The following is a 26382-nucleotide window of genomic DNA, read 5'->3' as shown; positions in this document are numbered from 1 at the left end:
GGCCGGACGAACGGCCGGCACTTTCCGATCCGCCGCCCCGGCCCACTCATGACCTCATCGACGACGCACGCGCCCGCCCCGGACAGTTCCGAAACACCCGTCCCTCCCGGACTCGCGCCCGAGCTCGCACGCAAATTCGCCGACGCCCTCGCCCTCGTGAAACCGACGCTCGACGCCGAGCCGCCGCTGGCGGGCGACGATCTTGCCAGGGCGTTGAACACCGCGGCGGTCTGCTCGCTCGGCCTCGGCCGCTTCGCCGACGCCGAGGCCTACTGGCGCCGGGCCATCGACGCGAAGCCCGACGCCGTCGAGGCCTACTACAGCCTCCTGCCCGTGCTGAAGAAAGACGGCCGGCAGCCGGACATGGAAGCGCTGCTGCGCCGGCTGATCGACGCGCGCCCCGACTATGCCGAGGCGCACAACGACCTCGGCGTCGTGCTCGCCAATCTCGACCGCCTGCCCGAAGCGCAGGCGTCATACCGGCGCGCGCTGGCGCTGCGTCCCGACTATCCCGAGGCCTGCTACAACCTCGGCAACGCGTTCAAGCTCGGCCGGCGGCTGCCCGAAGCCGAGGCGGCCTACCGCCAGGCGCTCGCGCTGAGCCCGCATCGCTACGAGTTCCATCACAATCTCGGCACCGTGCTCCAGATGCAGGAGCGCCTGCCCGACGCCGTCGAGTCCTATCGCTTCGCGCTCGCGCTGCGCCCCGACGCCGCCGACACCCACTGCAACCTGGGCCACGTGCTCAAGGCGCTGGAGCGGCTGTCCGACGCCGAGGCGGCCTACCGCCAGGCGCTCGCGCTGCAGCCGGGCCACGGCAACGCGACGTTCTCGCTCGCCGTCCTGCTCATCAGCCTCGGACGCTTTCAGGAAGGATGGCGGCTCTACGAAGCGCGCTACCAGCGGCCCGGCTACATCCATCACCGGACCCGCGCCCTGCTCGGCGAGAAGCACTGGCGCGGCGACCCGCTCACGGGCCGCTCGATCCTCGTCTGGCAGGAAGACGGTCTCGGCGACATGATCCAGTTCGGCCGCTATTTCCGGCTGCTGAAGGTGTACGGCGCGAAGCGCGTCACGTTCGCCTGTACGCGAGCGCTGCACCGGCTGTTCCGCGCGGTCGACGGCGTCGACGAAGTGCTCGGCCACGAAGAAGCCCGTGCGCGGCTCGCCGGATACGACTGCTGGACGAGCCCGCTCAGCCTGCCGCTGCACCTGCTCACGACCGCCGACGCGATTCCGCCCGCGCTCCCGCTGCGTGCCGGGCGGGACCTCGTCGAGCGCTGGCGTCCGCGGCTGGCGGCGCTGCCGCACGGCCGGCGCATCGGCCTCGTCTGGAAGGGCAACCCGAAGCATCACAACGACGCCCACCGCTCGCTGCCTTCGCTGGCGACGCTGGCGCCGCTCTGGCGCGTGCCGGGACTCCATTTCGTGAGCCTGCAGAAGGGGCCGGGCGAGGACGAGGCGCAGTCGCCGCCCGCCGGCCAGCCGCTGCTGCACCTCGGCGCCGAGGTCGAGGACCTGGCCGACAGTGCGGCCGTTCTCGACCAGCTCGATCTCGTCATCTGCGTGGACACGGCCGTCGCGCACCTCGCGGCATCGCTCGGCAAACCCTGCTGGGTAATGCTGCCGAAGAAGGACCCCGACTGGCGCTGGATGCACGGGCGCGCCGATTCGCCGTGGTATCCGGGCGTGATGAGGCTGTTCCGGCAGTCGTCAACGGCGGGATGGGACGACGTGGTCGAGCAGATCAGGCTCGGCTGCGAGGCGGTCTGGGGAACCGGGACGGCCGGCGCCTGACGGCATGGAGACATGACGGCCGGCCCGGCGGACAAAGCGCGGACGGGGAGCGCAGGCCGAAACAACCGGTCAAGGCGGCCGCCCCCGCCGTGTACAATGCCCCCGCTTTCCGCTTTCGTCGAACCCGCTCCGCTCCCGCCCATGCCGACTCCCAACCGGGCCTTCCTGCTCGGCCCGCTTCTGAAAGGCGTTTCACGCTCGTTCTTCCTGACCCTGCGGGTACTGCCGGCCGGGATGCGCGATCCGGTCGGGCTCGCCTATCTGCTCGCGCGCGCCGCCGACACGATCGCGGACACCTCGCTGATCGCGCCGGCGCAGCGGCTCGACCTGCTGCTGTCGCTGCGCGCGCAGGTCAACGGCGAGGCCGACGACGCGACGCTGCGCCGGATCGCGAGCGAGGTCGCGGCCCAGCAGACGCAGTCGGACGAGAAGGTACTGCTCGAATCGCTGGGCCCGGCGCTCGGCGTGCTCGCCCAGCTCGACGAGCCGGACCGGGCCGCCGTGCGCGAGATCGTGACGACGCTCACGACGGGCATGGAATTCGACTTGCGGACGTTTCCCGACGAACGTTCGGGGCGCATCGGCGCGCTCGGCCGCTTCGACGAGCTCGACCGCTATACCTATCTCGTGGCGGGCTGCGTCGGCGAGTTCTGGACCCGGATGACGCACGCGCACGTGCCGGGCGCGATCGAGGGCAACATGGGCGACGCCGCGCCGATGCTCGCGCGCGGCGTGCGCTTCGGCAAGGCGCTGCAACTGACGAACGTCCTGCGCGACTGCGCCCGCGACCTGCGTATCGGGCGCTGCTATCTGCCGTCCGACCGGCTCGCGCACTTTGGCCTCGCGCCCGACGATCTGCTGCGCCCCGACGCCTCGCTGCGCGCGCGCGCGCTCATGTTCGAGCTGGTCGGCACCACGCTCGGGCACTATCGCGAGGCGGTGCGCTACACGCTGGCCCTGCCCCGCTTCGCGATGCGGCTGCGGCTCGCCTGCCTCTGGCCGATCCTGATCGGACTGGAAACGCTGCTGCTGCTCGTCGACAACGACGCGTGGCTCGTCCCCGAAAAAATCTCGAAGATATCCCGCAAGCGCGTCTACCGGATCATCGCGCGCTCGCCGTTCGTCGCGCCGTCGGACCGGCTGATCCGCCGCTGGGCCGACGGTCTCCTCGCGCAAATCGAGGCGCGGCTGAAGCCGTAGGACGGCGAACGACTCCGCCGCAACACGCCGTGCCGCACGCGCCTCGCCGCAAACTGGCATGATGGACGCGATGGGCTTCCGGAAGCCCGCGGAATGGACGGCCTTCCGGCGCCCCCGGCGTCATTCACACGGACCCCAACGGAATCACTCATGGCCTCACCCCAGGAAAACGTCAGCATGGCGGTGTTCTGCGACTTCGAGAACGTCGCGCTCGGCGTGCGCGACGCGAAGATCGACCGCTTCGACATCAAGCCCGTGCTTGAGCGGCTGCTGCTCAAGGGCAACATCGTCGTCAAGAAGGCCTACTGCGACTGGGAACGATACAAGGGCTTCAAGTCGTCGATGCACGAGGCCAGCTTCGAGCTCATCGAAATCCCGCACGTGCGCCAGTCCGGCAAGAATTCGGCCGACATCCGGCTCGTCGTCGACGCGCTCGACCTCTGCTACACGAAATCGCACGTCGACACGTTCGTGATCGTGAGCGGCGACTCGGACTTCTCGCCGCTCGTCTCGAAGCTGCGCGAGAACGACAAGAAGGTGATCGGCGTCGGCGTGAAGAACTCGACCTCCGACCTGCTCGTGGCGAACTGCGACGAATTCATCTTCTACGACGACCTCGTGCGCGAGCAGCGGCGCGCGGAGACGAAGCGCGAGGCCGCCGCCGCGCCGGCGAAACGGCAGGGCCAGGCCGGCGACGAGCGGCAACCGAAGCCGGAGCAGGACGAGCGCCGCTCGAAGGCGATCGCGCTGGCCGTCGAGACGCTCGACGCGCTCGTCTCCGAGCGCGGCGAAAGCGGCAAGATCTGGGCGTCGGTGCTCAAGAGCGCGATCAAGCGGCGCCGGCCGGACTTCAGCGAGTCGCGCTACGGCTTTCGCGCGTTCGGCAATCTGCTCGACGAGGCGCAGGCGCGCGGTCTGCTCGAAGTGGGCCGCGACGAGAAATCGGGCGCCTACGTCTCGCGCCCGACTTCGAGCCACAGTCAGGCCGGCGCAACAGCGGGCGCCGCGGCACCGTCCGCCGACGCGCCGACGGGCGACGCGCCGAACGCCCATGCCGACGATACGCGCGGCCGCCGGCGCGGTCGCCGCGATACGCGGCCGACCGCCGGGGCGAACGTTGCCGAAGCCGGGACGGAAGTCGAGCGGGGAAATCGGCCGTCGAAGGCCGCCGCGCCCGAAGCCTCGAGTCGCGACGGCGACGTAGCGGCCGATGCGCCTCGCGAAACGCATGAGACGGCACCGGTCGAAGCCGTGCAGGAAGAAAGCGCTGTGCCGGCGGAACGCGCGAGCGCTCCGCGCCGCACGCGCAAACCGGCTGCACGCGGACGCGGCAAGCGCGAAGCTGCGGAATCGGCCGATTCGGCCGCCGACGCTGCGGCGAGCGCCCCGAGCGCCACAACCGCCCCGAGCGCGCCCGAACTCGCGCAAGCCGCCGCGCCGCAACCGGCCCCCGCGGCCAGGAAGACCTCGCGAAGCCGCCGCCCGCGCAGCAAGGCGGCGGAAAGCGAGAGCCAGGAGTGAGCCCGGGGGGGGCCGGGCGAGTACAACCGGCCGGCCCGTGGAAACCCGCAAACCAGGCGCAAGACCTTTCCCGTCTCCAGACGCAACCCCGGCTACGCCTTTGTCTTGCTCGTTATCGGGTGCGTATGCAGCACGTGGCCGTTCCCGGCCGCCCCATATCGTTTGTCCACGTCCCCGTCGGGATAGCCATAGTGAGTCGGAATGTAGCCCCGCTTCGCCGGATGCCTGTTGTTATAGACCGCGGTCGTCGTGATCCGCGACCCCGACGGGAGATATTCCGCAAAAGCGTCGCTTGTCTTCTCCAACCGGCCCTTGCAGCCTGTTTCGTCCGAATCGCCGCATGGCCCCTCATTGCCGTGAAATTCGATGTTGACCTCCACAGGGTTCCGACGGTTTCGAAACCGCTGCTCTCCGTATTGAAGGACCGCCCGTCTCGTATGGACTTCGGCGTCATGCGTGGAAAGGCTGGAATCGCATAGTGCTGGGCCCTCTCGTTCGGGGCTGTGGGCACGGGATTTGTCGTTGCGCTCGATCTGGCGCAGGGGCTTACGATCCTCCGGCGCCCGATCGGGGATATCCGGAGGAGGCGCGGCGCCGCCTCCGTTATCCGAAAACTTGTGCATGCCGCCCCCTGTCTTGCCGTAGTTTGCGAACGCGGGGGCATAAAACACGGACTTCTTGCCGTCTTGCTCCGTCACTTCGACGCGGGCCGCGCTCGTCACGGCGAATTTCGCCTCATGGACGGCCGTCATGGAGTCGCTTCTCCGCAATACGGGCAGGTTCGCGAGCGGGCCGTCGGCCGGCCTCAGTTGCCCCCTTCCCTGTTTTCCAGGTGCCGGCGACGACGGACTCGTCGAAGTTAAATGCCCGTCGGGCACCTGGGAGACGCCCGATCCGCGAGGACCCTGTAAACGTTGAACCATGTCGATGAACTCCAGCCGCGCCGGGATGGCTCCGCCTTCACGGCAGAATGCCAGCCGGTCAGGCACAGCGGAGTCGACATTCGGTAGCGATGTCGCGAAGAACGAAGCAATGGCCCCGGCCGGGCTCATTTTCGCGGCGCCGGTCGCCGCGCTTCATGCCTTAAACGGATCGACAGGTCTCTTGCGAGCGGACCCGGCATTCGACGCTCCCGGTCCGCCGAACGGATCGCTGCCCACCCTACCCGGATCGGACTCGTCCGCGAGGTTGTATTCGGCACGAACGCGCGCGAGCACGGCAGCGATGCCTTTCTCGAACCCGGCGGCGTGGCCGAAGGGCTTCATCGTCCAGTTGCAGCCGCTCGCGTCGGGCGGCTGGAGCTGCGGGCGCGGCACGACGATCTTCACGCCGTCGTCCGCGACTTCGGGCAGGTGGTGGATACGCCGGCTCACTTCGGCCTGCAACCGTGAAGCATTGAGCAGCTTGCGTCGCATCGCGCGCCTCCTCGCCTCCCGTTCATTCCATCACGGCGCCAGCCACGCCACCGTCAGCGAGCGGACGCCCTGCGCGCCGAGAATCAGCACGCCCTCGATGTCGGCCGTCGCGGACGGCCCCGTCACCAGCGCCGCGTAGCGCGCCTCGCGAAAGTCCGGGCGGCGGTACACGTCCTGCAATCCCGCCACGAGTTGGGCTGGATCGAGCAGCACCACGAGATGCTGCACGAGGTAGCCGAGCGCGTTCACCGTGTATTCGCGCTCGCTCACCCAGATCGAGCCCGTCTCCGCGACGCCGAAGCGCGCCCGCAGCACGCCGACGTCGACGTCCTCGAGCGACTCGGGCGGCGTGTCGGCCGTGAGCGCTCGCGTGCCGGGCACCTCGGGCGCGGCCGAGCAGACCACGGCATCTTCGCCGTGGCGTTCGCGAATCAGCGCGGCAACCTCGGCGGCATCGCGAACCGCCACGCAGTCGCCGCCCATCCCCTTGAGCGCCGCCGTGAACCGCTCGCGCAGATCGCCCGGCGGCGTATCGAAGAGCGGCACCTCGGGCAATTCGGACAGTTCCGGCGCGACCGGCTGCGCCGCGCGCACTCTCGCGAGAAACGCCTCACGACTGGCCATGGTCGTCCCCCTTGCGATTTTTCCGGTACCACGCGTGGAACGTCGTGGACGGGGCGTCCGGCAGATCGCGCTGGCGGCCCCAGATGTTCATCGGGTTGTAGAGCACGAAGTTCGGCAGACGCCGCAGCGCGCCGTCGAGCGACTTGACCGTCGCGCGATAAAGCGTCGGGCTCGCGAGCAGCCGCCCCGCCATCTTCAGCACTTCCTGCTTGACGAACGGCACCTCGTGACGCTCGGCGATCACCTGGCGCCACTTGTAGATCTGCTCGTGAATGTTGATCTTCACGGGGCAGACGTTCGTGCAGCTACCGTTCAGCGTCGAGGCGAACGGCAGCGCGGAAAAGCGCTTCAGGTCGAAGGTCGGGTTGATGATCGCGCCGATCGGCCCGGTATAGGTGGTGTTGCCGTACGAGAGCCCGCCGCTGCGCCGGTAGACGGGGCAGGTGTTCATGCACGCGCCGCAGCGGATGCACTTGAGCGAGTGCCAGAAGTCCTCCATCGCGAGGCGCTCCGAACGCCCGTGGTCGACGAGGATGAAGTGCATCTCCGTGCCCGGCCGCGGCGCGCGGAAATGCGAGGTGTATTGCGTGATCGGCGAGCCGAGCGCGCTGCGCGACAGCATGCGGATGAACACGCCCAGATCCGAGAGCCGCGGAATCAGCTTCTCGATGCCGAGCGAGACGATATGCAGCGGCGGCACGTTGGCCGAGAGGTCCGCGTTGCCCTCGTTGGTGCAGACGACCACGGTGCCCGTCTCGGCCACGGCGAAGTTGCAGCCCGTCATGCCGGCCGTCTTGCCGCGCACGAACCACGGCCGCGTGTTCATGCGCTGGCTTTCGGCGAGATAGTGGATGTCGCTGTTGGCCGGATCGGTGCCGATGGTGCGTCCGAACACGTTAGCCACGTCGTCGCGCAGCTTGTGCACGGCCGGCACGACGAAGTGGCTCGGCGCCTCGTTGTCGAGCTGCTGGATGCGCTCGCCGAGGTCCGTTTCCATCACCTCGATGCCGCGCGGCTCCAGGTACTCGCGCATCGCGCATTCGTCGGTCAGCATCGACTTGCTCTTCACGAGCGAGGTCATGCCGCGCTCGCTGAGCAGCCGGTAGACGATCTCGTTGTGCTCTTCGCCCGTGTCGGCCCAGTGCACGCGCACGCCGTTGGCCTCGGCCGCGTTCGCGAACTGCTCCAGATAATCGGCGAGCCGCGAGAGCGTGTGCGCCTTGATGGCAGAGGCGAGCGAGCGCAGCGTTTCCCATTCGGCGATCGCGTGCGCCTGGGCGTCGCGCTTCTTGCGCAGGTCCCAGAGCCGCTTGTCGTGGAAGGCGAGGTGTTCCGGCCGCGCGATGAACTCGCCCGCCGACCGTGCGTGATCGATCCGGCTCATTCGCGCGCTCCGTTCAGGATCTGGGCGATGTGGATGAAGCGCATCCCGGCGTTCATGCGCTCGGCGCACCCCTGCTGGTGCATGAGGCACGACATGTCGCCCGACACGATGTACTCGGCGCCCGCGCCCAGATGGTCGAGTACCTTGTCCTGGCCCATGCGCACCGAGACGGCCTCCTCGGTCACGGCGAACGTGCCGCCAAAGCCGCAGCATTCGTCGACGCGCGCGGGCTGCACGAACTCGATGCCCTTCACGGTCTGAAGCAGCGCGCGCGGCTTCGAAAACGATTCGCCCGCGATCTCCGAGACCGACGCCTCCTTCAGATGCCGCAGCGCGCTGCAACTGTTGTGCAACCCCACGCGATGCGGAAACTCGGCCCACGGAAACTCGCGCGCGCCGAGCACGTCGTGCAGGAACTCGACGAGCTCGTAGGCGCTCGTGCGGACCTTGCCCACCTCGTCGGTCTGCTCGATGGCCGTCAGATGGTCGCGCACGTGGTTGATGCAGCTCGCCGACGGCCCGACGATGTAGTCGTAACCGGCGAAATTGCGCACGAACACGCGCTCGGCGCCGGCCGCCTCGGCCTGCGCGCCGCTATTGGCCATCGGCTGGCCGCAGCAGGTCTGGTTCAGCGGATAGTCGACCTCGACGCCGAAACGCTCGAGCAACTCGAGCGTCGCGATGCCGACCTCGGGATAGAACGCGTCGATGAAGCAGGGAATGAAAAGAGCGACCTTCATGTCGTGGCACGACCGCGCGGAATGGGGACGCAATCATTCTACTGCCGAACCCCGGCAGCCCTCCACCAGGGTAATAACGACGGGACGCCGGCGCGCGGCAGGCACCCCGCGACGCCTTTCCGGCGCGCCGTCCGGGCGAACGGAGCACGCCGGAGAACATCTGGCGCGAACGAAAAACGGGCGGCCCGCGCCGGTTGCGCGGGCCGCCCGTCCTGCCGCAAGAAGAACGAGACGCCGGTTCGGCCTCAGCCCACCGCGGGCCGCTTGTAGCCGCCGGACACGCCGTTCTTCGAGAGCACCCATTGCCAGAGCTGGATGTCGCGCGCGCGGAACGCGCCGGCGCACGACAGCAGGTAGTAGCGCCACATCCGGTAGAAACGCTCGCCCATCTGCGCCTGGAAGCGCGGCCAGGCCGCCTCGAAATTCGCGTGCCAGGCCATCAGCGTGCGGTCGTAGTCGGCACCGAAGTTGTGCAGGTCTTCGGTCACGAACAACCCGCCCGAGGCGTCGGCGATCTGGCCGATCGTCGGCAGCTCGCCGTTCGGGAAGATGTACTTGTCGATCCACGGGTCGGGCGACGTGTTGCGGCGGTTCTTGCCGATCGTGTGCAGCAGGAACAGGCCGTCGTCCACGAGGCAGCGTTGCGCGACCTCCATGTAGGTGCGGTAGTTCTTCGGGCCGACGTGCTCGAACATGCCGACGCTCGCGATGCGGTCGAAGCGCTCGTCGAGCAGCCGGTAGTCCTGCAGCCGGAACTCGACCGGCAGGCCCTTGCAGCGCGCCGCGCCGAACTCGGCCTGCTCCTTCGAGATCGTGACGCCGACGCAGGTCACGCCGTAGTGCTCGGCCGCAAAACCCATCAGGCTGCCCCAGCCGCAGCCGATGTCGAGGAGCCGCATGCCGGGCTTGAGCCCGAGCTTGCGGCAAATCATGTCGAGCTTCTGCTCCTGGGCCTCCTCGAGCGTCTGCGCGCCGCCGGCCCAGTAGCCGCACGTGTAGGTCATGCGCCTGTCGAGCATCGCCTCGTAAAACTCGTTGCCGATGTCGTAGTGCTGCTCACCGACCTGCCATGCGCGCCGCATCGTCTGGCGGTTCAGGAACTTCGCGCGCAGCGCGTGGAAGACGAGCCGCGCCGGCTCGATCTGCTCGTCCAGATGGGCGCCCAGCACGCGCGCGAAGAACTGGTCGAGCTCGTCGCATTCCCAGTGGCCGTCCATGTACGCCTCGCCAAGGCCCAGGTTGCCGGCTGCCAGCGCCCGCTCCGGCACCCCTTCCTTGAGCATGCGAATGTCCCACGGCCGTGTCCCGCCGACGCGGATATCCGCGCGCGAGAGCAGGTCGGCGACGAACCGGCCAGCGCTCGAAGTCGCCTTGTCGCCCGCCGGCTGAACGGTTTTGAGATCTGTCGTTGCCATAAATACTCCGTGTCCTGGCTTTTTATAGCGTTCTTTTTTCGAGGTCGTGCAATTTTTCGGGCTATATGATGCACCTTGTTCGGCAAATCTGCACAAACCCGCGCACCACGGGCCTCCCGCGACCGTCCGAAGCAATAAAGATGCCGTCGCCGCGCGGACGGCGGACCCGACTCCGGCACGTCGCGCCGGCCATGCAAGGGCATTTCGCCGCAGGGGGCGTCCCGGGCGCGTCAGGGGACGGGACAGCTCAGATGCCGACGAACTGCGCGAATTCGTCGAGCGGCGCGCGCGCCGAACGCCACTGGTTGATCGGCGCCCGCGGGTCCTCGTAGCCGATGGCCATGCCGGTGTACAGCATCCGCTCCGGCGGCAGCGCGAGGAAATCGCCGACCGTCTGCGCGTAGCGCACCCAGCATTCCTGGGCGCAGCTATGCAGCCCGGCCTCGCGCAGCAGCAGCATCGCCGTCTGCAGATACATGCCGAGGTCCGCCCACTGCGGCGGCCCCATTCGCCGGTCGACGCTGCAAAAGAGCGCGAGCGGCGCATCGAAGAACACGAAATTGCGCGCGAACTGGCGCAGGCGGCCGGCCTTGTCCCCGCGGTCGATGCCGATGCTGCGGTACAGGTCCTCGCCCACCTGGAAGCGCCGCTCACGGTACGGCGAGGCCAGATTCGGCGGATAGACGTCGTGTCGCGCGCGCTCGCCGTCGGGCGCGTCGGCAAGCCGCTTCGCCACGACGGACTTGAGGCCCGCCAGCGCCTCGCCGCCCACGACGTGCAGATACCAGGGCTGAAGATTGCCGCCGGACGGCGCGCGGGCGGCGGCCTCGAGCACCTCGCGGATCAGTGCCGGGGAGACGGGATCGGGCAAAAACTGGCGAACGGATTTGCGGCTGCGCACCGCCTCGCTGACCTTCAACGCAAACTCTCCTTCGATGGCTGGCCGGACGCGAAACGGACGACCGCGCCCGGCCCGAGGGCCGATTATCCGCGATTCCGCGTGCGCCGGCAGGCGTCGGCCGATCGCGGACGGGCCTTGCTCGCCATACCGGGCAGCCAAAAAAAGAGGCGCCCGTTGGCGCCCCTTCCTCGACCTTCCAGCCCGCCGACCTGCTCGGGCCGGAATCCGGCATCAGAACCGGTGGCGGATGCCGACCAGCGAAAGCGCCTGGCTCGACGCCCCCGAACTCACGCCGTAGTTGCCGATCGCGGCCCGCGCGCGAACCAGCCGGCCCGCCGAGTCGAGCGTGTGGCCGCTCGCCTTCTGGTAGCCGGCCAGGGCGTAGACGTCGGTGCGCTTCGTGAGCGTGTAGTCGATGCCGAGGTTCGCCTGGTTGTAGTGCGCCGACGCCGGTCCCGTCAACGCGGTGTAGTTATAGCCGAGACCCATCATCAGCACCGGCGTGAACTGCCAGTTGAAGAACGCCGAGCCGTTGTTGTACTTCGCCGTCTGCCCGAAGCTCGAATACGCGTCGGTGCCGTACCGCGTGTTCGAATACGCCACGCCCAGGGTCGCCTGCCCGACGACGTACTGCCCGCCCGCGCGCACGATCTTGATGGAATGCGCACTCGCAAAACCCTCGTTGATCACGGTATTGAACAGGCTGTCCGAGCTGCCGCTCCAGCCGCGGTTGCCCGTTGCGGCAAGCGGATTGCCGCCGTTCGCGTAGAAGTAGCCGGCCGCCAGCGAGAGCGGTCCGCCCGACCAGCCCGCGCCGAGGCTCCAGGTCTGGCCGCTGCCGATCGAGCCCGCCACGCCGCCGAACCCGTAGAGCGCCTCGACCTTCAGGCCCGAGAACGTCGGGCTCACGTACTTGATCGAGTTGCTCACGCGCACGCTGTTGTCGTAGTTGTCGACGTCGCCGGGCGTGCCGAACACGCCGCTGAACGGACCGTCGTCGGTGAGGGCCTGCACGAGGTCCACGACCGGGTCGAGCTGCCGGCCCAGCGTGACCGTCCCCCAGTTCGCGCCCGAAAGGCCGACCACGGCCTTGCGGCCGAACGCGCGTCCGCCCTGCTTGAGCCGACCCGTGCCGAGATTGAAACCGCTCTCGATCTGGAAGATCGCGGCGAGACCGCCGCCGAGATCCTCGTTGCCGCGCAGCCCCCAGCGGCTGCCCTGCATATTGCCGCCCGAATACGCGAAGAGCGAACGCTGGTTCTGTCCGTTGTCGTCGGCGGCGTTGTGGACCCAGGCAATGCCCGAATCGACGATGCCGTACAGCGTGACGCTACCCTGTCCATAGGCGGCGACCGAGAAAAGCAGGCCTGCGGATAGTGCGATCGGTAAAAGACGTCTCATATTTCAGGACTCCCATATTTCCTGTCCAGTTACGGTTTCCGGCACGAAGCCGACGGCAACTTTACGGAAGAATGGGAAGCGGACTGTAGATCGAAATCTTCGATTCTTGAGAGCCGCCGCGTCCGGCGAACGACGCGAAACCGGTGCTCATTTTCAGGACGGTTCTATCCATAATTTCGGATAACGGATGATTGGCAGCGATGGGCCGGTGCAATACCCTGGGCCTTCCGCGACTCGTCGCCAGACGAACCGTGCGGCGGCACGCGTCCGCTCGACATGAACGCCCGGAAAAAAGACCAACGAAACAAGGAGATGAAAAAAATGTCGGCGGCCAGGGCGATGAGTCCCGGCATGCCGGGACCGGCGCGCGCCGCCCCGACCGGCAGCGCGTAGGCGACGTCGGCGCGGCGCGGCCGCCCCACGCCGACGTCGAAAAAATCAACCGATGGATCGGCCCGCGCCCGCGATCAAGTGAGACTCCATGCCGCACGGATTACGCCGGCCGGCGCGCCCGCGATTCGGCACAAACGCAACACTCCCGGCCGCGCCGTCTCACATCGATGCGTCCAGCAACGCCAGATAGTCGTCCGGCGACGCGTCGCGCGGGTTGCTCTTGTGGCTGTGGTCGGCAAGCGCGCCCGTCACGATGCGCGGAAACAGCGCGCGCTCCACGCCGAGTTCGGCCAGCCCGCGCGCCAGCCCGAGGCGCGCGTTCATGCGGGCGATGGCCTCGTCGGGGCTTTCCGACGGCCCGAGCGCCATGGACTGCGCGAGCCGCGCCATCTTGCGCTCGTCCGTCACGCTGGCCGCGCTCGCGTTGAAGCGCAGCACCGCCGGCAGAAAAACGGCATTGAGCGTGCCGTGATGCAGGGCCGGGTTGATGCCGCCGAGCGAATGGCTCAGGCTGTGCACGCAGCCCAGCCCCTTCTGGAACGCAAGCGCGCCCTGCATCGAGGCGCTCATCATGTTCAGGCGCGCCTCGCGGTCGTGCGGCTCGTTCGTCGCGCGCTCGATGAAGGCCCAGGCGCGGCGCAGGCCGTCGAGCGCGATGCCGTCGGCGGGCGGATTGAACGCCGGCGAAAGGAACGTCTCGATGCAGTGGGCGATCGCGTCCATGCCGGTCGCGGCCGTCAGCGCGGCGGGCAAGTCGAGCGTCAGCGCCGGATCGCAGATCGCCGCCTTCGGCACCACGTGCGGCGAGAGGATGCCGACCTTGCGTCCGTCGTCGAGGATCAGGATCGCGCCGCGTCCCACCTCGCTGCCGGTGCCGGCCGTCGTCGGCACGGCGATGACGCTCGCCGTGGCCGCCGTGATGCGGGACGCGCCGCCCTCGATGGCCGCGAACGAGCGCAGCGGCCCGTCGTGCGTCGCGCAGACCGCGACGCCCTTCGCGAGATCGATCGACGAACCCCCGCCCACGGCCACGATGCCGTCGTGGCCGCCCGCGCGGAACTGCTCGACGGCGGCGCGCACGGCGCGCTCGTTCGGGTTGGGCGGCGTGCCGTCGTAGACGTCGTTCTCGCTCGCGCCGTCGAGCTGCGCGAGCACGCGCGCGACGATGCCCGCGCGCCTCACGCCGGCATCGGTGACGACGAGCGGACGCCGGATGCCGACGCGAGCGCACTCCTGCTTCAACAGGCCGAGCGAGTCGTAGCCGAACTGGATCTGGGTGATGTAGCTGATGGTGGACATGGCGACTCGCTCCAGTTAACCGCGGTTGAACCCGACTACGCCCCGGACGCCTGGTCCCGGCCGAGACGCGCCGAGATGGCGGCGCAGGCGTCGAGCAGATGACGGATGTTTGTCTGCATGGCCGCGTCGTTGCGCCGGAAGAGCGGCATGCTGATGCTTACGCAGCCGGCCGGCACGCCGTCGGCCCCCGGAATCGCCGCGCCGTAGCAGACAATCTGCAGCTCGTTTTCCTCGTCGTCGACGGCATAGCCGCGCGCCGCCGTCGCCGCGATCTCCTTGCGCAGCTTCGCGGCCGAAACGATCGTGTTCGGCGTGAAGCGCACGCATTCGAGCGCGTCGATGAGGCTTTCGCGTACCGCGGGTTCGAGCGCCGCCAGATACGCCTTGCCGACCGAACTCGAATGCAGCGAGACGCGCGTGCCGATGCGCGACGCCATGCGTACCGTCTGCGGACTTTCGAGCTTGTCGATATAGACCATGCCGGGCAGGCTCGGCACCGCGAGGTGCACGGTCTCGCGCGTCAGGTCGCGCAGCGTGCGCAGCGCGTCGGCCGACGCCACGCGCAGATTCGAGCCCGCCCAGCTCCGGCTCGCGAGACTGATGAGCCGGGGGCCGAGCCCGTAGGTGCCCCCGTCGGCGTTCTCGCAGATGAGCCCCTCGGCCTCGAGCGCCGCGACGATGCGATAGACCGTCGGGCGCGGAAAGCCCGAGCCCGCGGCCAGCGCGGCGACGTTGGGCGGCGCTTCCGCGTCGGCGATCAGTTGCAGCACCGCCATGAACTTCGAGAACGCGGCGGCACCGGCCACGGCCTTCGTCGCGGCGAGCGCGGGAATCGGTATCGGCATGGCAGATGAGCGTCGTAAAAAGCGCCATTATGCAGGGGCTCCCGTGCGCGTCCGGCCGCGGGCTAGGCAATGAGATAACCGCCGTCGACCGGCACGACGGCGCCCGTCATGAACGACGCCGCCGGGCTGCAGAGGAACGCGACCACCTGCGCGACCTCGTCCGGCTCGCCCCATCGTCCGAGCGGCGTACGTTCGAGGATGGCCCGCGAGCGCGCCGCGTCGCCCTGCAGCGGCGCGGTCAGCGGCGTCGCGATCCAGCCCGGCGCGACGGCGTTGACGCGGATGCCATCGGCCGCGTAGGCGATGGCAAGCGATTTCGTCAATTGCGCCACGCCGCCCTTGCTCGCGCTGTAGGCCGGCACGAGGCCGCCGCCGAAGAACGAGAGCATCGACGCCGTGTTGACGATGCAGCCCTTCGTCTCGCGCAGCGGCGCGCGCGCCGCCGCGCAGACGCGCATCGTGCCGGTCAGGTTGATATCGAGCACGCGCGCGAACACCTCGGGGTCGTGCTCCTCCTGACGGCGAATCACGCCCGCGCAGTTGACGACGATGTCCAGACGCCCGAACGCCGCGAGCGCGCCGTCGACGTCCGGTTTCGAGCCGACGTCGAGCACGAGGCGCCGGACTGCCTGCGGCAACGGGTCGTCGACGCCCGCGGCCGGCGCGAGGCCGGCCGCCGTCACGCGCGCGCCGAGCGAGGAGAGCCGCGCCGCGACGCGCGCGCCGATGCCGGAGAACCCGCCCGTCACGAGCGCCGTCTTTCCCGAGAACAGGTCTCTTTCGAAGGTCATGTGCCGATTCCTTTCCTCTGTGGCTTCCCTGGATCAATGAGACGTCAGGCGGCCCACCGTCACCGGCTCGCGCGCGGTTATCTCGCGCACGACGAACAGATAGACCATCGCGGCCGCGAATGCGATGGCCGCGCTGATGACGAGCGCGTCGACGAACGAGTGGGTCTCGTCGACGACCATGCCGGTCACGACGGGCGCGAGCGAGCCGCCCAGATACCCGCCGAAGTTCTGCATGCTGCCGAGCGAGGCCACGAGCCGGCGCGGCGCGGCCACGCTCACGAGCGCCCAGGCGCCGCCGCTCGCGTGGTTGATGAAGAACATCGCCGCCGAGATGTAGACGACGGCGAGCGTCGTGCTCGGCGTATAGGCGGCCGGCACCGTGAACGCGGCCCCGCCGATCAGCCCCATGCAGATCGGCCACTTCCTGCTGCGCACGGGCGGACTGCCGCGACGCAGCAGGAAGTCGGCGAAATAGCCGCTCGTCGCCATGCCGAGCGTACCGAACACGTAGGGAATCGCGACGACCCAGCCCGTGCGCGCGATGCTCAGGTGACGCTCGTGTTCGAGATAGGCGGGCAGCCAGGTCAGGTAGAGCCACACCATGTAGATGACGCCCATGAAGCCGAGAATCATCCCCCACGTGTTGGCATGCCGGAACAGCCCGGCCCATTCCGCGAAATCCGGCGCGCGCGACACCGCGGCATCGGCGGCGTCGCCGGTGCCGCCCGAACCGGCTTCGAGGTGCGCCACTTCGGCCCGGGTCAGCGCCACCTCGGCGCGGTTGCGATAGAACAGATACCAGCCGACCGCCACGATCATGCCGGCCACGCCCATCACGACGAACATCCGGCGCCAGCCGAACGAGAGCATCAGCACGGTCAGGAGCGGCGGCGCGAGCATCGGCCCGACCGTGCTCGACGTGACGAAGATGCCCGTCGGACCGCCCCGGTCCCGCGCCGCGAACCATTCGTTGACGACCTTCGCGCCGGCCGGAAAGAGCGGCGCCTCGCAGACGCCGAGCAGCGTGCGCGCGATCAGGAAATGGTCGAGCGAGCGAATGAAGCCGCCCGCGAACTGCGCGACCGACCAGAAGAACATGCCGATGCCGAGCATCGCGCGCGGGCCGAAACGGTCGAGTAGCGCGCCGACGGGCAATTGCGCGAACGCGTACGCGAGCGAAAACGCCGAGAGCAGCAGCCCCATCTGCGCGGCGGAAAGCCCGAGCTCGCGGCTCACCGAATGGTTCGCGATCGAGAGCGTGCTGCGGTCGAGATAGTTGATCGTGCCGGCGACGGTCAGAAAGCCGATCGCCAGCACCTGGGTGCGTCTGAGCCGTGCGCTTTTGTCGATCACGGTTGTCTCCTGGGTCCGGTCTTGTAATGGGTCCGGTATCGCCCGAACGGTCTGCCGACCGTCGTTTTCGGTTATTTCAGTAAGTCGCGCGGCCTCCCGACAGATCGAACACCGCGCCGGTGCTGAACGTGCAGGCCGACGACGCGAGCCAGAGCACGAGCGCGGCCGCCTCCTCCACGGTGCCGAGCCGCGCGAGCGGGCTCTTGCCGATCATGGTCCGCACGTGCTCGTCCGACATCTGCCGCAACAGCGGCGTCCCGATCGCGGCCGGCGCGATGGCGTTGACGAGCACGCCCGAGCGCGCCAGCTCCTTGCCGAGCGACTTCGTGAGCGCGATCACGCCGGCCTTCGCGGCGCTATACGCCGAGGCGTCCGGCGTGCCTTCCTTGCCGGCCAGCGAGGCCACGTTGACGATGCGGCCGTAGCCCGCCGCGCGCATGGCCGGCACGACGGCGCGGCAAACGCGATAGACGCCGAGCAGGTTCACGTCGATCACGCGCGCCCACGTATCGGGATCGGACGCGTCGAGCGGGCCGGTCGGGCCCGCGAAACCCGCGTTGTTGACGAGCACGCGATGCGGCCGAAACGTTCGAGCGTGGCCCGCGCCGCGCGCGCAACGGTCTCGGGCTTCGAGACGTCGACGCGATAGCCCGACCCGTCTTCTTCCGCGTGCAGGTCCCAGTCGACCGTCGCGGCGCCGCTCTGCGCCAGTGCCTCGACGATGGCCCGGCCGATGCCCTGCGCGCCGCCCGTCACGACCGCGACCGTGCCGCTGAAGTCGTATCGCGGCGCGCCGTGCGCGACAGCGCTCATCGAATGAACTGATCGACGTAGCGCTCGCCCAGCCCGTTCGATGCGTAATGCCGGCGGCACATGTCGATCTTCGTAAACACGTCCTCGTAGCCCGTGTGATTGCCGTACGGGTCGCAGTAATACATGACGCCGTTCACCTGGAAATACGTGATCATTTCCTCGACGTCTTCGGGCACGTAGAGCGTATGCGTCTCGCCGGGCGGCTCGAACACGTAGCTGCCCTCGGTCGCGATCCAGTCGTGTTCGAGGTAGCGCCAGCGGCCCTTCAGCACGAGGCCGTGCACGCTCTGCGGATGCCGGTGGCGGCTCAACACGCCCGCGCGGCGCACGCGCAGCAGGTTCATCCAGTAGCCCTGCGAGGCGTTCAGGCACAGCGGCCGGAACCAGACGTTCTCGGCCTGCGGCACCCAGATGCGCTCGTCGTCGGGGACGGCCGACGGCACGACGATCTCCTTTTGCGCCTCAGCCGGAAACGGCAGTTGATACGGCATCGTGGCCGGCCAGGGCGGGCCGTCCGGACGGCTGCCGCCGGCGATGCCTTGCGGGGTGTCCTTTGCGTTCACCGTGTCTCCTTTATCCTCGCCGGATATCCATAATATGGGCATTGATTTCGTATTCTGGACATCAGACTAGAACCGGAGCGCACGACTGTCAACGCGCGCTTACCCGGTCAGGACCCTGCGTTTACCCCGATGCCCTCCCGATAGACGGGCTCGCCGGCCGTCTACTACGATGAAGCCATTGCCCCTCTTCGGCCCCGACCCATGCGCCCCTTTTCCGCTTCCGCCTGCCTGCCCCACGATTCCGGACACGCCACGCTCGTCGGCCGCGTCTGGCGGCACGGTCCGCATGCCGGCCCCAGCATCGTGACCGTGCGCGACGGCGAAGTCTTCGACATCACGGCCACGGTGCCGACCGCGGCCGACCTGTTCGATCTGCCCGATGCGGCTCGCCTCGCGCGCGAGGCCGACGGCGAATCGCTCGGCGGCGTCGAGGCGCTGCTCGCGGCGAGCGCCGGTCGCGATGCCGGGACCGGCGCGCCGACGCTGCTCGCGCCCTGCGATCTCCAGGCCATCAAGGCGTGCGGCGTCACGTTCGCCGTGAGCCTCATCGAGCGCGTGATCGAGGAGCAGGCCGGCGGCGATCCGGCAAGGGCGAAAGAAGCGCGCGAAGCCATCGCGGCACTCGTCGGCACCGACCTCTCGCGCATCCGCCCGGGTTCGGACGCCGCGATGCGGCTCAAGGCCGAACTCCAGCGCCGCGGGGCCTGGTCGCAATACATGGAAGTGGGCATCGGCCCCGACGCCGAAGTGTTCTCGAAGGCGCAGCCGATGTCGGCCGTGGGCTTCGGCGCCGACATCGGCCTGCTGCCGTCGTCGGTCTGGAACAATCCCGAGCCCGAGATCGTGCTCGCCGTCGACAGCGCGGGCACGCCGGTCGGCGCGACGCTCGGCAACGACGTGAACCTGCGCGACATCGAAGGCCGCTCGGCGCTGCTGCTCGGCAAATGCAAGGACAACAACGGCTCGTGCGCGATCGGTCCGTTCGTGCGGCTCTTCGACGGAAATTTCACGCTCGACACGGTGCGCGCGACGAGCGTGTCGCTACGCGTGGAGGGCGAGGACGACGGCTTCGTGCTCGAAGGGGTGAGCCACATGCAGCAGATCAGCCGGGACCCGGCGGAGCTCGTCGCCCAGACTTGCGGCGCGCATCATCAGTATCCGGACGGCTTCATGCTGTTTCTCGGCACGATGTTCTCGCCGATCGAGGATCGCGACACGTCGGGCGGCGGGTTCACCCATCACCTGGGCGACGTCGTCACGATTTCGGCGCCGCCACTCGGTGCGCTCGTCAACACGGTGCGGCTCGCCACGCAGATCGCGCCCTGGACCTTCGGCGCGCGCGCTCTCTATCGCAACCTCGCCGAACGCGGGTTGAGCGCCGGGCGCTAAGCGGCATCGCGCCGCTTTCGAGCGGCAAGGCCGCTTGAAGCGTGCGCAATCGAGGACGGTGCGTCAGCCGCCCCAGGCGCCGGGCAGCGTCTGTGTGAGCGTGGAGATGAAGGCGGCCGTTTCGGCCTCGCGCGGCTGCGTGAACAGCTCGCGCGACGGGCCGGCCTCGACGACCGAACCGTTGCGCAGGAACACGACGTCGCGCGCGATCGAGGCGGCTAACCGCAGGTCGTGCGTCGCCATCAGCATCGTCATGCCCTCGCCGGCCAGTTGCCGCAGCACCTCGACGACCTCGGCCGCGAGCCCCGGATCGAGCGCCGAGGTCGGCTCGTCGCAGAGCAGGATTTCGGGCGACGGCGCGAGCGCGCGCGCAATCGCGACGCGTTGCTGCTGGCCGCCGGAGAGCGTCGAGGGCCAGGCATCGGCCTTGTCCGCGATGCCGACCTTCTCGAGCAGCTCGCGCGCCCGTTGGCGCGCCCGCTCGCGCTCCCACTTCTGCACGGTGACGAGCCCCTCCATCACGTTCTCGATGGCCGTGCGGTGCGGAAAGAGCTGGAAGTTCTGAAACACCATGCCGGTGCGGCGCCGGATCGCGAGCACGGTCTCGCGCGCGGGGCGCGCGGTCTCGCTGAACTCGACGCGCTGCCCGGCCAGTTCGAGCGAGCCGGCTTCGGGAATTTCGAGCAGATTCACGCAGCGCAAAAGCGTGCTCTTGCCGCTGCCGGACGGGCCGATCAGCGCCGTCACCTGCCCCGGCGCCAGCGCGAGGCTCACGTCGGACAGCACGCGATGGCTGCCGAAATGCTTGTCGATATGCTGCAGCCGGATCATCCGTGGTCCGCCTGGAAATGAGCGTGCCGGCTGAAGCGCTTTTCGAGCCGCGCCTGTGCCGACGACAGCACGGAACTGAACACGAGGTAGATCAGCGCCGCCTCGGTGTAGAGAATCAGCGGCTCGTAGGTGACGGCCGCGATGCGCTGCGCGGCCTGGAAGATTTCCGGCACCGTCAGCACGGCCGCGAGCGAGGTGTCCTTGACGAGCGAGATGAACGCGTTCGAAAGCGGCGGCAGCGCGACGCGTGCCGCCTGCGGCAGGATCGCGCGGCGCAGCGCCTGGCCGCGCGTCATGCCCATCGAGTAGGCCGCTTCCCACTGGCCCTTCGGAATCGACTCGATCACGCCGCGGATCACTTCCGAGTTGTACGCGCCGACGTTCAGCGAAAAGCCGATGACGGCGGCCGTGAGCGGATCGAGCACGATGCCCACGTTGGGCAGGCCGTAGAAAATCACGAAGAGCTGCACGAGCAGCGGCGAGCCGCGGAACAGCCAGACGTAAAAGCGCACGACGGCCACCGCCCAGCGCGGCCCGAAGAGCCGCACCAGCGCGGCGGCGAAGGCGAGCGCGAGGCCGATCGCGAACGAGATCAGCGTGAGCGGGACCGTGAAAGCCAGTCCCGCGTAGAGCAGGGGCCACAGCGATTGCCCCATCAATTGCAGCCATGCCGGCATGATCGCCCCTTACTACGCGAGCCGCTTACCGGGACACGTCCTTGCCGAAATACTTGTACGAAATCTTCCCGTAGGTGCCGTCGGCCTTGATGTCGGCCAGCGCCTTGTCGATGGCCGCCTGCAGGTCCGGATTGCCCTTGCGGATCAGGACGCCGGACTTCTCGCTGTTGTCGCCCGCGTCGACCGCGGCGATCTTCACCTTCGCGTCGGGCCGGTGCTTCGTGAAGTCGAGGAATGAGAGACTGTCGTTGACGGTCGCGTCGACGCGGCCCGAGGTCAGCAGGCCGATCGCCTCGTTGAAGCCCTGCACCGCCACGACGTCGGCGCCGTGCGAGCGGGCGATCTGGCCGAAGTCGCTCGTCAGCGTCTCGGCCGCCTTCTTGCCCTTCAGATCGTCGAAGGACTTGATGGTCGTGTTGTCCGAGCGCACGATCAGCGCCGCGTGCGCCGTGATGTACGGATCGGAAAAATCGTACTTCGCCTTGCGCGCGTCGGTGATGGACACCTCGTTGATGACCGCGTCGTAGCGGTTCACGTCGAGACCCGCGATGAGGCCGTCCCACTTGCCCTCGACGAACTCGGCCTTGACGCCGAGCCGCTGCGCGATGGCCCGCCCGATGTCCACGTCGAAGCCCGTCAACTGGCCTGACGCGTCGTGATAGGTGAACGGCGCGTAGGTGCCTTCGGTGCCGATCCGGAACACACCCGAACTGTGAATCTGCGCGAGGTCGTCCGCGGCGAAGGCGGACGTCACGGCGAAGGCCTGAAGGAGGCCGACCAGCAGAAGGGATCGGAGAGGTTTCGTCAACTTGAATTCCATAGCGTTGTCCTTTTGTCCTTGTCAGTAATCCGGATTCGGCGACCCGCCCTCCCGGCCTGCGACGGCCGTTTTTCGCGGTGGAGCGGACTGTAACAAACGCGCCCGGCTTTCACAAAGCATTTGACGTCTTAACGATATGCTTTCCAGCTATAAAAGGTCCGCCAGGGCCTCGTCGCAAAACGGCTTTCGCCGCGATACTCCGACACCGGAGACACCGCGGCAATAAGGCGCAACCCGGACCGGGAGATCGATGAAGCGGGTAAGGCCGGACGAAAGGACAAGCGGAAGAAATCGGGAATGCGGGAAGGGCGAAACGGAATTCGCCCCCGAATGATTCGCAATACGTTGATCCCGCGTCGGTCCCGTCGATCGACGGGCGCGGATACCCGGACTGGCGGACGTGGCGTATCTCGCGATGAAGACGGAAGAAGGAGGCTTACAGCTTCAGGAAATGCGTGACGTCGGCCAACTCGGTGGCCAGGTCGTCCATCTGGGTTTCGGTGAACTCGCGGTGTCCTTCGGAGAACGCTTTCTGCCGCCCTTCGAGCCACGCGGCCATGCCGGCATCGAACGCGGCCATGTCCTCCGGCGACTTGATAAAGACCCTCATCAGGATTTCCGTGATTGCCTCCTGGGCGGCAAGCCGAACGTGAAGCTGTTCGATGGTGATGGATTCGCTCATGGCCGTTTCCTCGGTAGCATGGGGTGAGATCGATTCCAGCCATTCTCGCACGGCTGGCGGCGAATGTTGTGGCGCAATCGCTACGCGGCCGCGCCCGCCGGGCTTGCCGGCCGGCGATTCCCGGCATTTCCGGGCACCCGGAATGCCGCCGAAGCCGCGAACCAGTCTGTCCCCTCCCGGCCGATTCCGCCGGCTCCCCGCCCGCCGTTCCCGAAGCCGCGGACGCAAAGCCCCGGCTGCCGGCCGTCAAACGTAACAAACCATCAAGTTCGCGCGGCAATTCGCGGACCCCGTCCTAGACTCGATTTCAACAAACAGGCGGAGGTCATCATGTCAGCACGCGAAACCAGCCAGGTCCCGGTCCCCGTTCTCGAACAGCGCGCCCTCGACGAATATCGTCGTCAATGCGGCAAGGTCGCGATCGTGCACCGGCTGTGCATCGAGTCCGCGTCGGGCCAGACGTATCCGTGGCTTTCGCAGCCGGCACGCGTCCGGGTCTGCGAGACACCGCGCACGAAAATCCTGCAATGGGTCTGCAAGGACATGCTCTCGTCGGTCTGGAACGTCGAGCTCGTCGAGCACCATCCCGACATTCCGCGCGGCGCGCGCCTCTCGATGCACGGCACGTCGTACACGGCGAAGGGCAAGGTGTTCCGCGGCGACCTCGTCGCGACGGCCGCCCCGGCCCGCAAGGCGCGGTCCACGGCGACCGGCCACGCCTGGCTGCGCGGCGCGTACATGGCGATCGCGCCGCTCTTCCGGACCCATCAGAACGCATACTGAGTAGCGGGTACTGGGTGGGGGGTACTAAGCCCTGCCCTCCCGTCGGCCCCTTCGCGAGGCGCTGCTACTTCCGCTGCGGCGCGCCGCCCTCGCAGGCAAACGTCAATTCGCGGGCACGGCCGGCCGGCGCAAGGCCGAGCCTGCCGGTATCGGTAATCTCGAGAATCCTCACCTGCCTGCCGGTGCAGACCTTCTGCATCTGCTTCACGCAGACGTCCGTGCTGCCGAAAAGCCCTTCGCACTGCACCTTCATGGCATGCGTGCCGTCCCTCATCGTCACCGCCTCGGTGTCCTGCATCGGCCCCGCCCACATCGAGCATCCGGCAATAAAAACGAAACTCACCGCCGTCGATACGGCACGCAGCATCCCGATTTTCATAAGGTCTTTCCTCGCTTACAGATAGATAGTCGTGTGGAAGAAGGGGCCGCCCCCGCGGCGGTCCCGCCCGTCAATTCACGGTCTCGGCCGCAAAAAGCAGGTCGATCGCTTCGCCGTAGGCCCGAACGTTGCCTTCGTACTCGGGGTCGAGCGTGCGCAGGAAGGCCCCGGCGGTGCGCCGGTATGAGTCGAGATTCCGGTCGTGCTCCGCAAAGGCTCGCAGCAGCGTCTGCCCGCCCTCTTCGCAGTCGAAGTCGTGATAGCGATATCCGCAGTCGCCGATCAGATGCGAGTTGTGGACGAGCGGGTAGCCGCCGTAGAGCGACTCGTAGTAGAGATAGTTCTGGGCGTTTTCCCAGTGATGGGCAACGACCACGTCGACGTACGACGCCACGATCTGATAGAACGGAAACCGTCCCTCGAACGACGCGAGCCCGTGCCTGACGATGTCGAGACTGTTCGCGAAGCTGTAGAACCCCGCGTGCTCCTTGAGCGCCAGCGTGTTGTAGACCCAGACGTGTTCGAGCAGATCGGGGTTGCTCCGATGGGCGGTTTCGCAGCACAGCATCGGCACGTGGCTCGTCTTGACCATGCAGATGTTGGGCTCGAAGATGCCGGCTCTCCAGCGCGCGCGGCCCGGCCGATAGCCGAAGGGCCGACCGGCCGATTCGCGCGCCGCGGCCCGCTCGAGCACGACCGGGCTCCACAGATGCGGCATGATCCGCACCGGCGCGCGCATCGCACTGCGGTAGTACGGCGCGCAGGTCTGCTCGTACTCGGGCAGCGTCCATATCTCGTGATACGGCGCGCCGCTCACGAGCAGCGCATGGGGCCGGTCGAAAATCATGCGCTCGATGTCGATCACGTAGTCGTTGCCGACGCGCATCGAAACAACCTTGCCGCCGCGCTCCCGGAACCGGACGATCCACTCGCGATCGAGCTGCGCGCTCATTTCGATCATCAGATCGAGGCGCGAGGCGGCATCGGCCATGTCGATCAGCGGGGCCGGCACGTCCTCGACGAGGCGGCGCGCATCGTCGGGCTCGCCGTCGCCGCCCGTCACGAGGTAGACCTCCGCGACCGAAGGCACGCAGCGCAGCAACATCACGAGAAAGAGGCAGTTCTGGAAGATGCCGTTTTCCCACAGCGACTGGCCGCCCCGGCGCACGAAGAGCGACACGCCGACCTTGAGCCCGCGCGGCCCGGTAGCTTGCAAACCTTCGGCCATCACGCCTCCCGCGCGAAATGCGCCTCGCCCGCCAGCGCCTTGAGCCGCTGGGCGTAGGTGTCGAGGTTCTTCCGGCTGAACGGATTCACGGCGTCCATGACGGCGCGCGTGCGGGCGCGATAGGCGTCGATCTGCCGGCCGTGCTGCTGCATGGCGAACACCAGTTTCTGCGCGCCGCCGACCGCGTCGAACCCCGGGTAGTAATAGCCCGCGCCGGCCAGCCAGGGCGAGTTGTGAACGAGCGGGTAATCGCCGTAAAGAACGTCGAGATAGCTGTAGTTCTGGTCGTTTTCCCACTGATGGGCAACCACGGCGTCGGCGTGCTGCCCCATGAACCCGACCACGTCGCAGCGGCCGTGGAACTGCGCGCGATGATCGCGCACGAGGTCCAGTGAATTCGCCAGATGCAGCATCGTCATGTGGTCTTTCATGTGCAGCGTGTTGAGCACGTGCATCTGCGTCACGCTCTCGCGATTCGTGCGATAGGCCTCGTCGCAGACCAGCATCGGAATGCTCGACGATTTGACGACCGAGATGTTCGGCTCGAAGATGGCGACCCGCAGCCCCGCGCCGGCGACGTGATTCGCTTCGTAGCCGTAGCGCACGTCGTGCGCCGCCGCTTCGGCGATGCGCCCCTCGACGAACCCCGAATGCCAGACGAACGGCACGACGTGCACCGGGCAGCGGTGCATCGTGCTCATGAGCGAACGCGCCAGCCGATCCTTCGGCAGCAGCCAGACTTCGTCGCAGCGGTCCGGACGCGAAGTCGGCGCCGGGCGGTCGAATACGGACGGCTCGACAAGCCCGACATAAGGCTGGCCGCAGCAGTAGTACACGACCTTACGCCCACGCCGGCGCATCAGGTCGAGCCATTTCGTGTCGAGCGCGCCCGCCATTTCGATGACGACGTCGACCTCGTCCGTCGCCTCCTGCTGCGTGACGATGCGCCATTGCCCCGCTATGGCCTCGACCTCGCGCGGCAGACTGCGCTCGCTGCCGACGTCGATGAACACGACGTCGCGAACGAACGGCAGTCGTCTGAACAACTGGGCCAGAAACACGACGTTCTGGCCCAACCCGTTCTGCCAGATGCTCTGGCCTTCGTGGCTAAGAATGGAAATTCCGATACGCATCCGGC

At 68.0% G+C, this 26382-nt stretch carries 25 protein-coding genes and 1 pseudogene; 5 read left to right on the top strand and 21 right to left on the bottom strand.

The window, feature by feature from the left end; translation table 11 throughout:
• Positions 1 to 48 precede the first annotated feature (48 nt).
• The 3 genes from CY652_RS01445 to CY652_RS01435 all read left to right on the top strand — a co-directional run bounded on the left by CY652_RS01445 (position 49) and on the right by CY652_RS01435 (position 4518).
• Entirely contained in the window at positions 49 to 1797 is a 1749-nt protein-coding gene (locus CY652_RS01445) for a tetratricopeptide repeat protein (RefSeq protein ID WP_102128887.1), read from the top strand.
• Positions 1798 to 1938: 141 nt separating this feature from the next.
• Positions 1939 to 2997, top strand: a complete 1059-nt coding sequence (locus CY652_RS01440) for a phytoene/squalene synthase family protein (protein ID WP_102128886.1) — start codon at positions 1939 to 1941, stop codon at positions 2995 to 2997.
• 150 nt (positions 2998 to 3147) lie between these two features.
• Entirely contained in the window at positions 3148 to 4518 is a 1371-nt protein-coding gene (locus CY652_RS01435) for an NYN domain-containing protein (RefSeq protein WP_102128885.1), read from the top strand.
• A 92-nt stretch (positions 4519 to 4610) separates the two neighbouring features.
• Here the strand turns inward: CY652_RS01435 and CY652_RS01430 are convergent, their stop codons facing one another.
• The 14 genes and pseudogenes from CY652_RS01430 to CY652_RS01365 form a co-directional block, all read right to left on the bottom strand.
• Entirely contained in the window at positions 4611 to 5570 is a 960-nt protein-coding gene (locus tag CY652_RS01430) for a hypothetical protein (protein WP_146009996.1), read from the bottom strand.
• Between the two features lie 24 nt (positions 5571 to 5594).
• Positions 5595 to 5933 (bottom strand): hypothetical protein, encoded by a 339-nt coding sequence (locus tag CY652_RS01425; RefSeq protein WP_258002140.1) that lies wholly within the window; start codon positions 5931 to 5933, stop codon positions 5595 to 5597.
• 30 nt (positions 5934 to 5963) lie between these two features.
• On the bottom strand, positions 5964 to 6557 hold the full coding sequence (locus CY652_RS01420; protein ID WP_102128883.1) for a LutC/YkgG family protein: 594 nt from the start codon (positions 6555 to 6557) through the stop codon (positions 5964 to 5966).
• A complete protein-coding gene (locus CY652_RS01415; RefSeq protein ID WP_102128882.1) occupies positions 6544 to 7941 on the bottom strand; it encodes a lactate utilization protein B in 1398 nt (465 codons plus the stop codon). The genes CY652_RS01420 and CY652_RS01415 overlap by 14 nt, the downstream gene beginning before the upstream one ends.
• Positions 7938 to 8681 carry a (Fe-S)-binding protein gene (locus CY652_RS01410; protein ID WP_102128881.1) on the bottom strand — a complete coding sequence of 248 codons (744 nt, stop codon included), beginning with the start codon at positions 8679 to 8681 and terminating at the stop codon, positions 7938 to 7940. The genes CY652_RS01415 and CY652_RS01410 overlap by 4 nt, the downstream gene beginning before the upstream one ends.
• A gap of 245 nt (positions 8682 to 8926) precedes the next feature.
• Complete coding sequence (gene cfa / locus CY652_RS01405; RefSeq protein ID WP_102128880.1) at positions 8927 to 10096, bottom strand: cyclopropane fatty acyl phospholipid synthase; 1170 nt, start codon at positions 10094 to 10096, stop codon at positions 8927 to 8929.
• A gap of 247 nt (positions 10097 to 10343) precedes the next feature.
• Positions 10344 to 11015: a nitroreductase gene (locus CY652_RS01400; protein WP_102128879.1), complete on the bottom strand. Its 672-nt coding sequence runs from the start codon at positions 11013 to 11015 to the stop codon at positions 10344 to 10346.
• A 213-nt stretch (positions 11016 to 11228) separates the two neighbouring features.
• Positions 11229 to 12398, bottom strand: a complete 1170-nt coding sequence (locus CY652_RS01395) for a porin (protein ID WP_102128878.1) — start codon at positions 12396 to 12398, stop codon at positions 11229 to 11231.
• 552 nt (positions 12399 to 12950) lie between these two features.
• The gene (locus tag CY652_RS01390) at positions 12951 to 14090 is read right to left on the bottom strand and encodes an iron-containing alcohol dehydrogenase (RefSeq protein WP_102128877.1); all 1140 of its coding nucleotides are present in this window, start codon (positions 14088 to 14090) and stop codon (positions 12951 to 12953) included.
• A 35-nt stretch (positions 14091 to 14125) separates the two neighbouring features.
• On the bottom strand, positions 14126 to 14935 hold the full coding sequence (locus tag CY652_RS01385) for an IclR family transcriptional regulator (RefSeq protein WP_102128876.1): 810 nt from the start codon (positions 14933 to 14935) through the stop codon (positions 14126 to 14128).
• Positions 14936 to 14997: 62 nt separating this feature from the next.
• Entirely contained in the window at positions 14998 to 15726 is a 729-nt protein-coding gene (locus CY652_RS01380; protein WP_102128875.1) for an SDR family NAD(P)-dependent oxidoreductase, read from the bottom strand.
• Positions 15727 to 15759: 33 nt separating this feature from the next.
• Entirely contained in the window at positions 15760 to 17079 is a 1320-nt protein-coding gene (locus tag CY652_RS01375) for an MFS transporter (RefSeq protein ID WP_102128874.1), read from the bottom strand.
• Between the two features lie 76 nt (positions 17080 to 17155).
• Positions 17156 to 17892: pseudogene (locus CY652_RS01370) on the bottom strand (SDR family NAD(P)-dependent oxidoreductase).
• Positions 17889 to 18383 (bottom strand): 2,4'-dihydroxyacetophenone dioxygenase family protein, encoded by a 495-nt coding sequence (locus CY652_RS01365; RefSeq protein ID WP_102129017.1) that lies wholly within the window; start codon positions 18381 to 18383, stop codon positions 17889 to 17891. The pseudogene CY652_RS01370 and the gene CY652_RS01365 overlap by 4 nt, the downstream one beginning before the upstream one ends.
• A 273-nt stretch (positions 18384 to 18656) precedes the next feature.
• Between CY652_RS01365 and CY652_RS01360 the strand changes: the two genes are divergently transcribed.
• Entirely contained in the window at positions 18657 to 19844 is a 1188-nt protein-coding gene (locus CY652_RS01360; RefSeq protein ID WP_102128873.1) for a fumarylacetoacetate hydrolase family protein, read from the top strand.
• Between the two features lie 63 nt (positions 19845 to 19907).
• Here CY652_RS01360 and CY652_RS01355 read toward each other — a convergent pair whose 3' ends face one another.
• The 4 genes from CY652_RS01355 to CY652_RS01340 all read right to left on the bottom strand — a co-directional run bounded on the left by CY652_RS01355 (position 19908) and on the right by CY652_RS01340 (position 22854).
• Positions 19908 to 20675 carry an amino acid ABC transporter ATP-binding protein gene (locus CY652_RS01355; RefSeq protein ID WP_102128872.1) on the bottom strand — a complete coding sequence of 256 codons (768 nt, stop codon included), beginning with the start codon at positions 20673 to 20675 and terminating at the stop codon, positions 19908 to 19910.
• Complete coding sequence (locus tag CY652_RS01350) at positions 20672 to 21352, bottom strand: amino acid ABC transporter permease (protein WP_102128871.1); 681 nt, start codon at positions 21350 to 21352, stop codon at positions 20672 to 20674. The genes CY652_RS01355 and CY652_RS01350 overlap by 4 nt, the downstream gene beginning before the upstream one ends.
• Positions 21353 to 21377: 25 nt before the next feature.
• Positions 21378 to 22160 (bottom strand): amino acid ABC transporter substrate-binding protein, encoded by a 783-nt coding sequence (locus CY652_RS01345; protein WP_258002139.1) that lies wholly within the window; start codon positions 22158 to 22160, stop codon positions 21378 to 21380.
• Between the two features lie 448 nt (positions 22161 to 22608).
• Entirely contained in the window at positions 22609 to 22854 is a 246-nt protein-coding gene (locus tag CY652_RS01340) for a hypothetical protein (RefSeq protein WP_102128869.1), read from the bottom strand.
• A gap of 330 nt (positions 22855 to 23184) precedes the next feature.
• Between CY652_RS01340 and CY652_RS01335 the strand changes: the two genes are divergently transcribed.
• On the top strand, positions 23185 to 23637 hold the full coding sequence (locus tag CY652_RS01335; RefSeq protein ID WP_102128868.1) for a hypothetical protein: 453 nt from the start codon (positions 23185 to 23187) through the stop codon (positions 23635 to 23637).
• 64 nt (positions 23638 to 23701) lie between these two features.
• On the opposite strand, the gene CY652_RS01330 is transcribed toward CY652_RS01335, so the two are convergent.
• From CY652_RS01330 to CY652_RS01320, 3 genes are all read right to left on the bottom strand, one after another.
• Positions 23702 to 24016, bottom strand: a complete 315-nt coding sequence (locus CY652_RS01330; RefSeq protein WP_102128867.1) for a hypothetical protein — start codon at positions 24014 to 24016, stop codon at positions 23702 to 23704.
• Between the two features lie 70 nt (positions 24017 to 24086).
• On the bottom strand, positions 24087 to 25244 hold the full coding sequence (locus CY652_RS01325; RefSeq protein WP_102128866.1) for a DUF2827 domain-containing protein: 1158 nt from the start codon (positions 25242 to 25244) through the stop codon (positions 24087 to 24089).
• On the bottom strand, positions 25244 to 26377 hold the full coding sequence (locus CY652_RS01320) for a DUF2827 family protein (protein WP_102128865.1): 1134 nt from the start codon (positions 26375 to 26377) through the stop codon (positions 25244 to 25246). Before CY652_RS01320 ends, CY652_RS01325 begins: the two co-directional genes overlap by 1 nt.
• Positions 26378 to 26382: the final 5 nt, after the last annotated feature.

Origin of the sequence: Burkholderia sp. WAC0059 (assembly GCF_002870125.1) — a bacterium.
GTDB lineage: Bacteria > Pseudomonadota > Gammaproteobacteria > Burkholderiales > Burkholderiaceae > Paraburkholderia.
Note: the sequence above shows the minus strand (reverse complement) of the source record. Positions and strands in the feature narration are given on the sequence as shown.

Coding starts and splice junctions, on each gene's coding strand:
- CY652_RS01445 (WP_102128887.1), top strand. CDS start 49: ATGACCTCATCGACGACGCACGCGCCCGCCCCGGACAGTTCCGAAACA.
- CY652_RS01355 (WP_102128872.1), bottom strand. CDS start 20,675: ATGATCCGGCTGCAGCATATCGACAAGCATTTCGGCAGCCATCGCGTG.
- CY652_RS01415 (WP_102128882.1), bottom strand. CDS start 7,941: ATGAGCCGGATCGATCACGCACGGTCGGCGGGCGAGTTCATCGCGCGG.
- CY652_RS01435 (WP_102128885.1), top strand. CDS start 3,148: ATGGCCTCACCCCAGGAAAACGTCAGCATGGCGGTGTTCTGCGACTTC.
- CY652_RS01365 (WP_102129017.1), bottom strand. CDS start 18,383: ATGCCGTATCAACTGCCGTTTCCGGCTGAGGCGCAAAAGGAGATCGTC.
- CY652_RS01320 (WP_102128865.1), bottom strand. CDS start 26,377: ATGCGTATCGGAATTTCCATTCTTAGCCACGAAGGCCAGAGCATCTGG.
- CY652_RS01395 (WP_102128878.1), bottom strand. CDS start 12,398: ATGAGACGTCTTTTACCGATCGCACTATCCGCAGGCCTGCTTTTCTCG.
- cfa (WP_102128880.1), bottom strand. CDS start 10,096: ATGGCAACGACAGATCTCAAAACCGTTCAGCCGGCGGGCGACAAGGCG.
- CY652_RS01340 (WP_102128869.1), bottom strand. CDS start 22,854: ATGAGCGAATCCATCACCATCGAACAGCTTCACGTTCGGCTTGCCGCC.
- CY652_RS01410 (WP_102128881.1), bottom strand. CDS start 8,681: ATGAAGGTCGCTCTTTTCATTCCCTGCTTCATCGACGCGTTCTATCCC.
- CY652_RS01390 (WP_102128877.1), bottom strand. CDS start 14,090: ATGTCCACCATCAGCTACATCACCCAGATCCAGTTCGGCTACGACTCG.
- CY652_RS01420 (WP_102128883.1), bottom strand. CDS start 6,557: ATGGCCAGTCGTGAGGCGTTTCTCGCGAGAGTGCGCGCGGCGCAGCCG.
- CY652_RS01430 (WP_146009996.1), bottom strand. CDS start 5,570: ATGAGCCCGGCCGGGGCCATTGCTTCGTTCTTCGCGACATCGCTACCG.
- CY652_RS01360 (WP_102128873.1), top strand. CDS start 18,657: ATGCGCCCCTTTTCCGCTTCCGCCTGCCTGCCCCACGATTCCGGACAC.
- CY652_RS01330 (WP_102128867.1), bottom strand. CDS start 24,016: ATGAAAATCGGGATGCTGCGTGCCGTATCGACGGCGGTGAGTTTCGTT.
- CY652_RS01350 (WP_102128871.1), bottom strand. CDS start 21,352: ATGCCGGCATGGCTGCAATTGATGGGGCAATCGCTGTGGCCCCTGCTC.
- CY652_RS01325 (WP_102128866.1), bottom strand. CDS start 25,244: ATGGCCGAAGGTTTGCAAGCTACCGGGCCGCGCGGGCTCAAGGTCGGC.
- CY652_RS01380 (WP_102128875.1), bottom strand. CDS start 15,726: ATGACCTTCGAAAGAGACCTGTTCTCGGGAAAGACGGCGCTCGTGACG.
- CY652_RS01335 (WP_102128868.1), top strand. CDS start 23,185: ATGTCAGCACGCGAAACCAGCCAGGTCCCGGTCCCCGTTCTCGAACAG.
- CY652_RS01425 (WP_258002140.1), bottom strand. CDS start 5,933: ATGCGACGCAAGCTGCTCAATGCTTCACGGTTGCAGGCCGAAGTGAGC.
- CY652_RS01440 (WP_102128886.1), top strand. CDS start 1,939: ATGCCGACTCCCAACCGGGCCTTCCTGCTCGGCCCGCTTCTGAAAGGC.
- CY652_RS01385 (WP_102128876.1), bottom strand. CDS start 14,935: ATGCCGATACCGATTCCCGCGCTCGCCGCGACGAAGGCCGTGGCCGGT.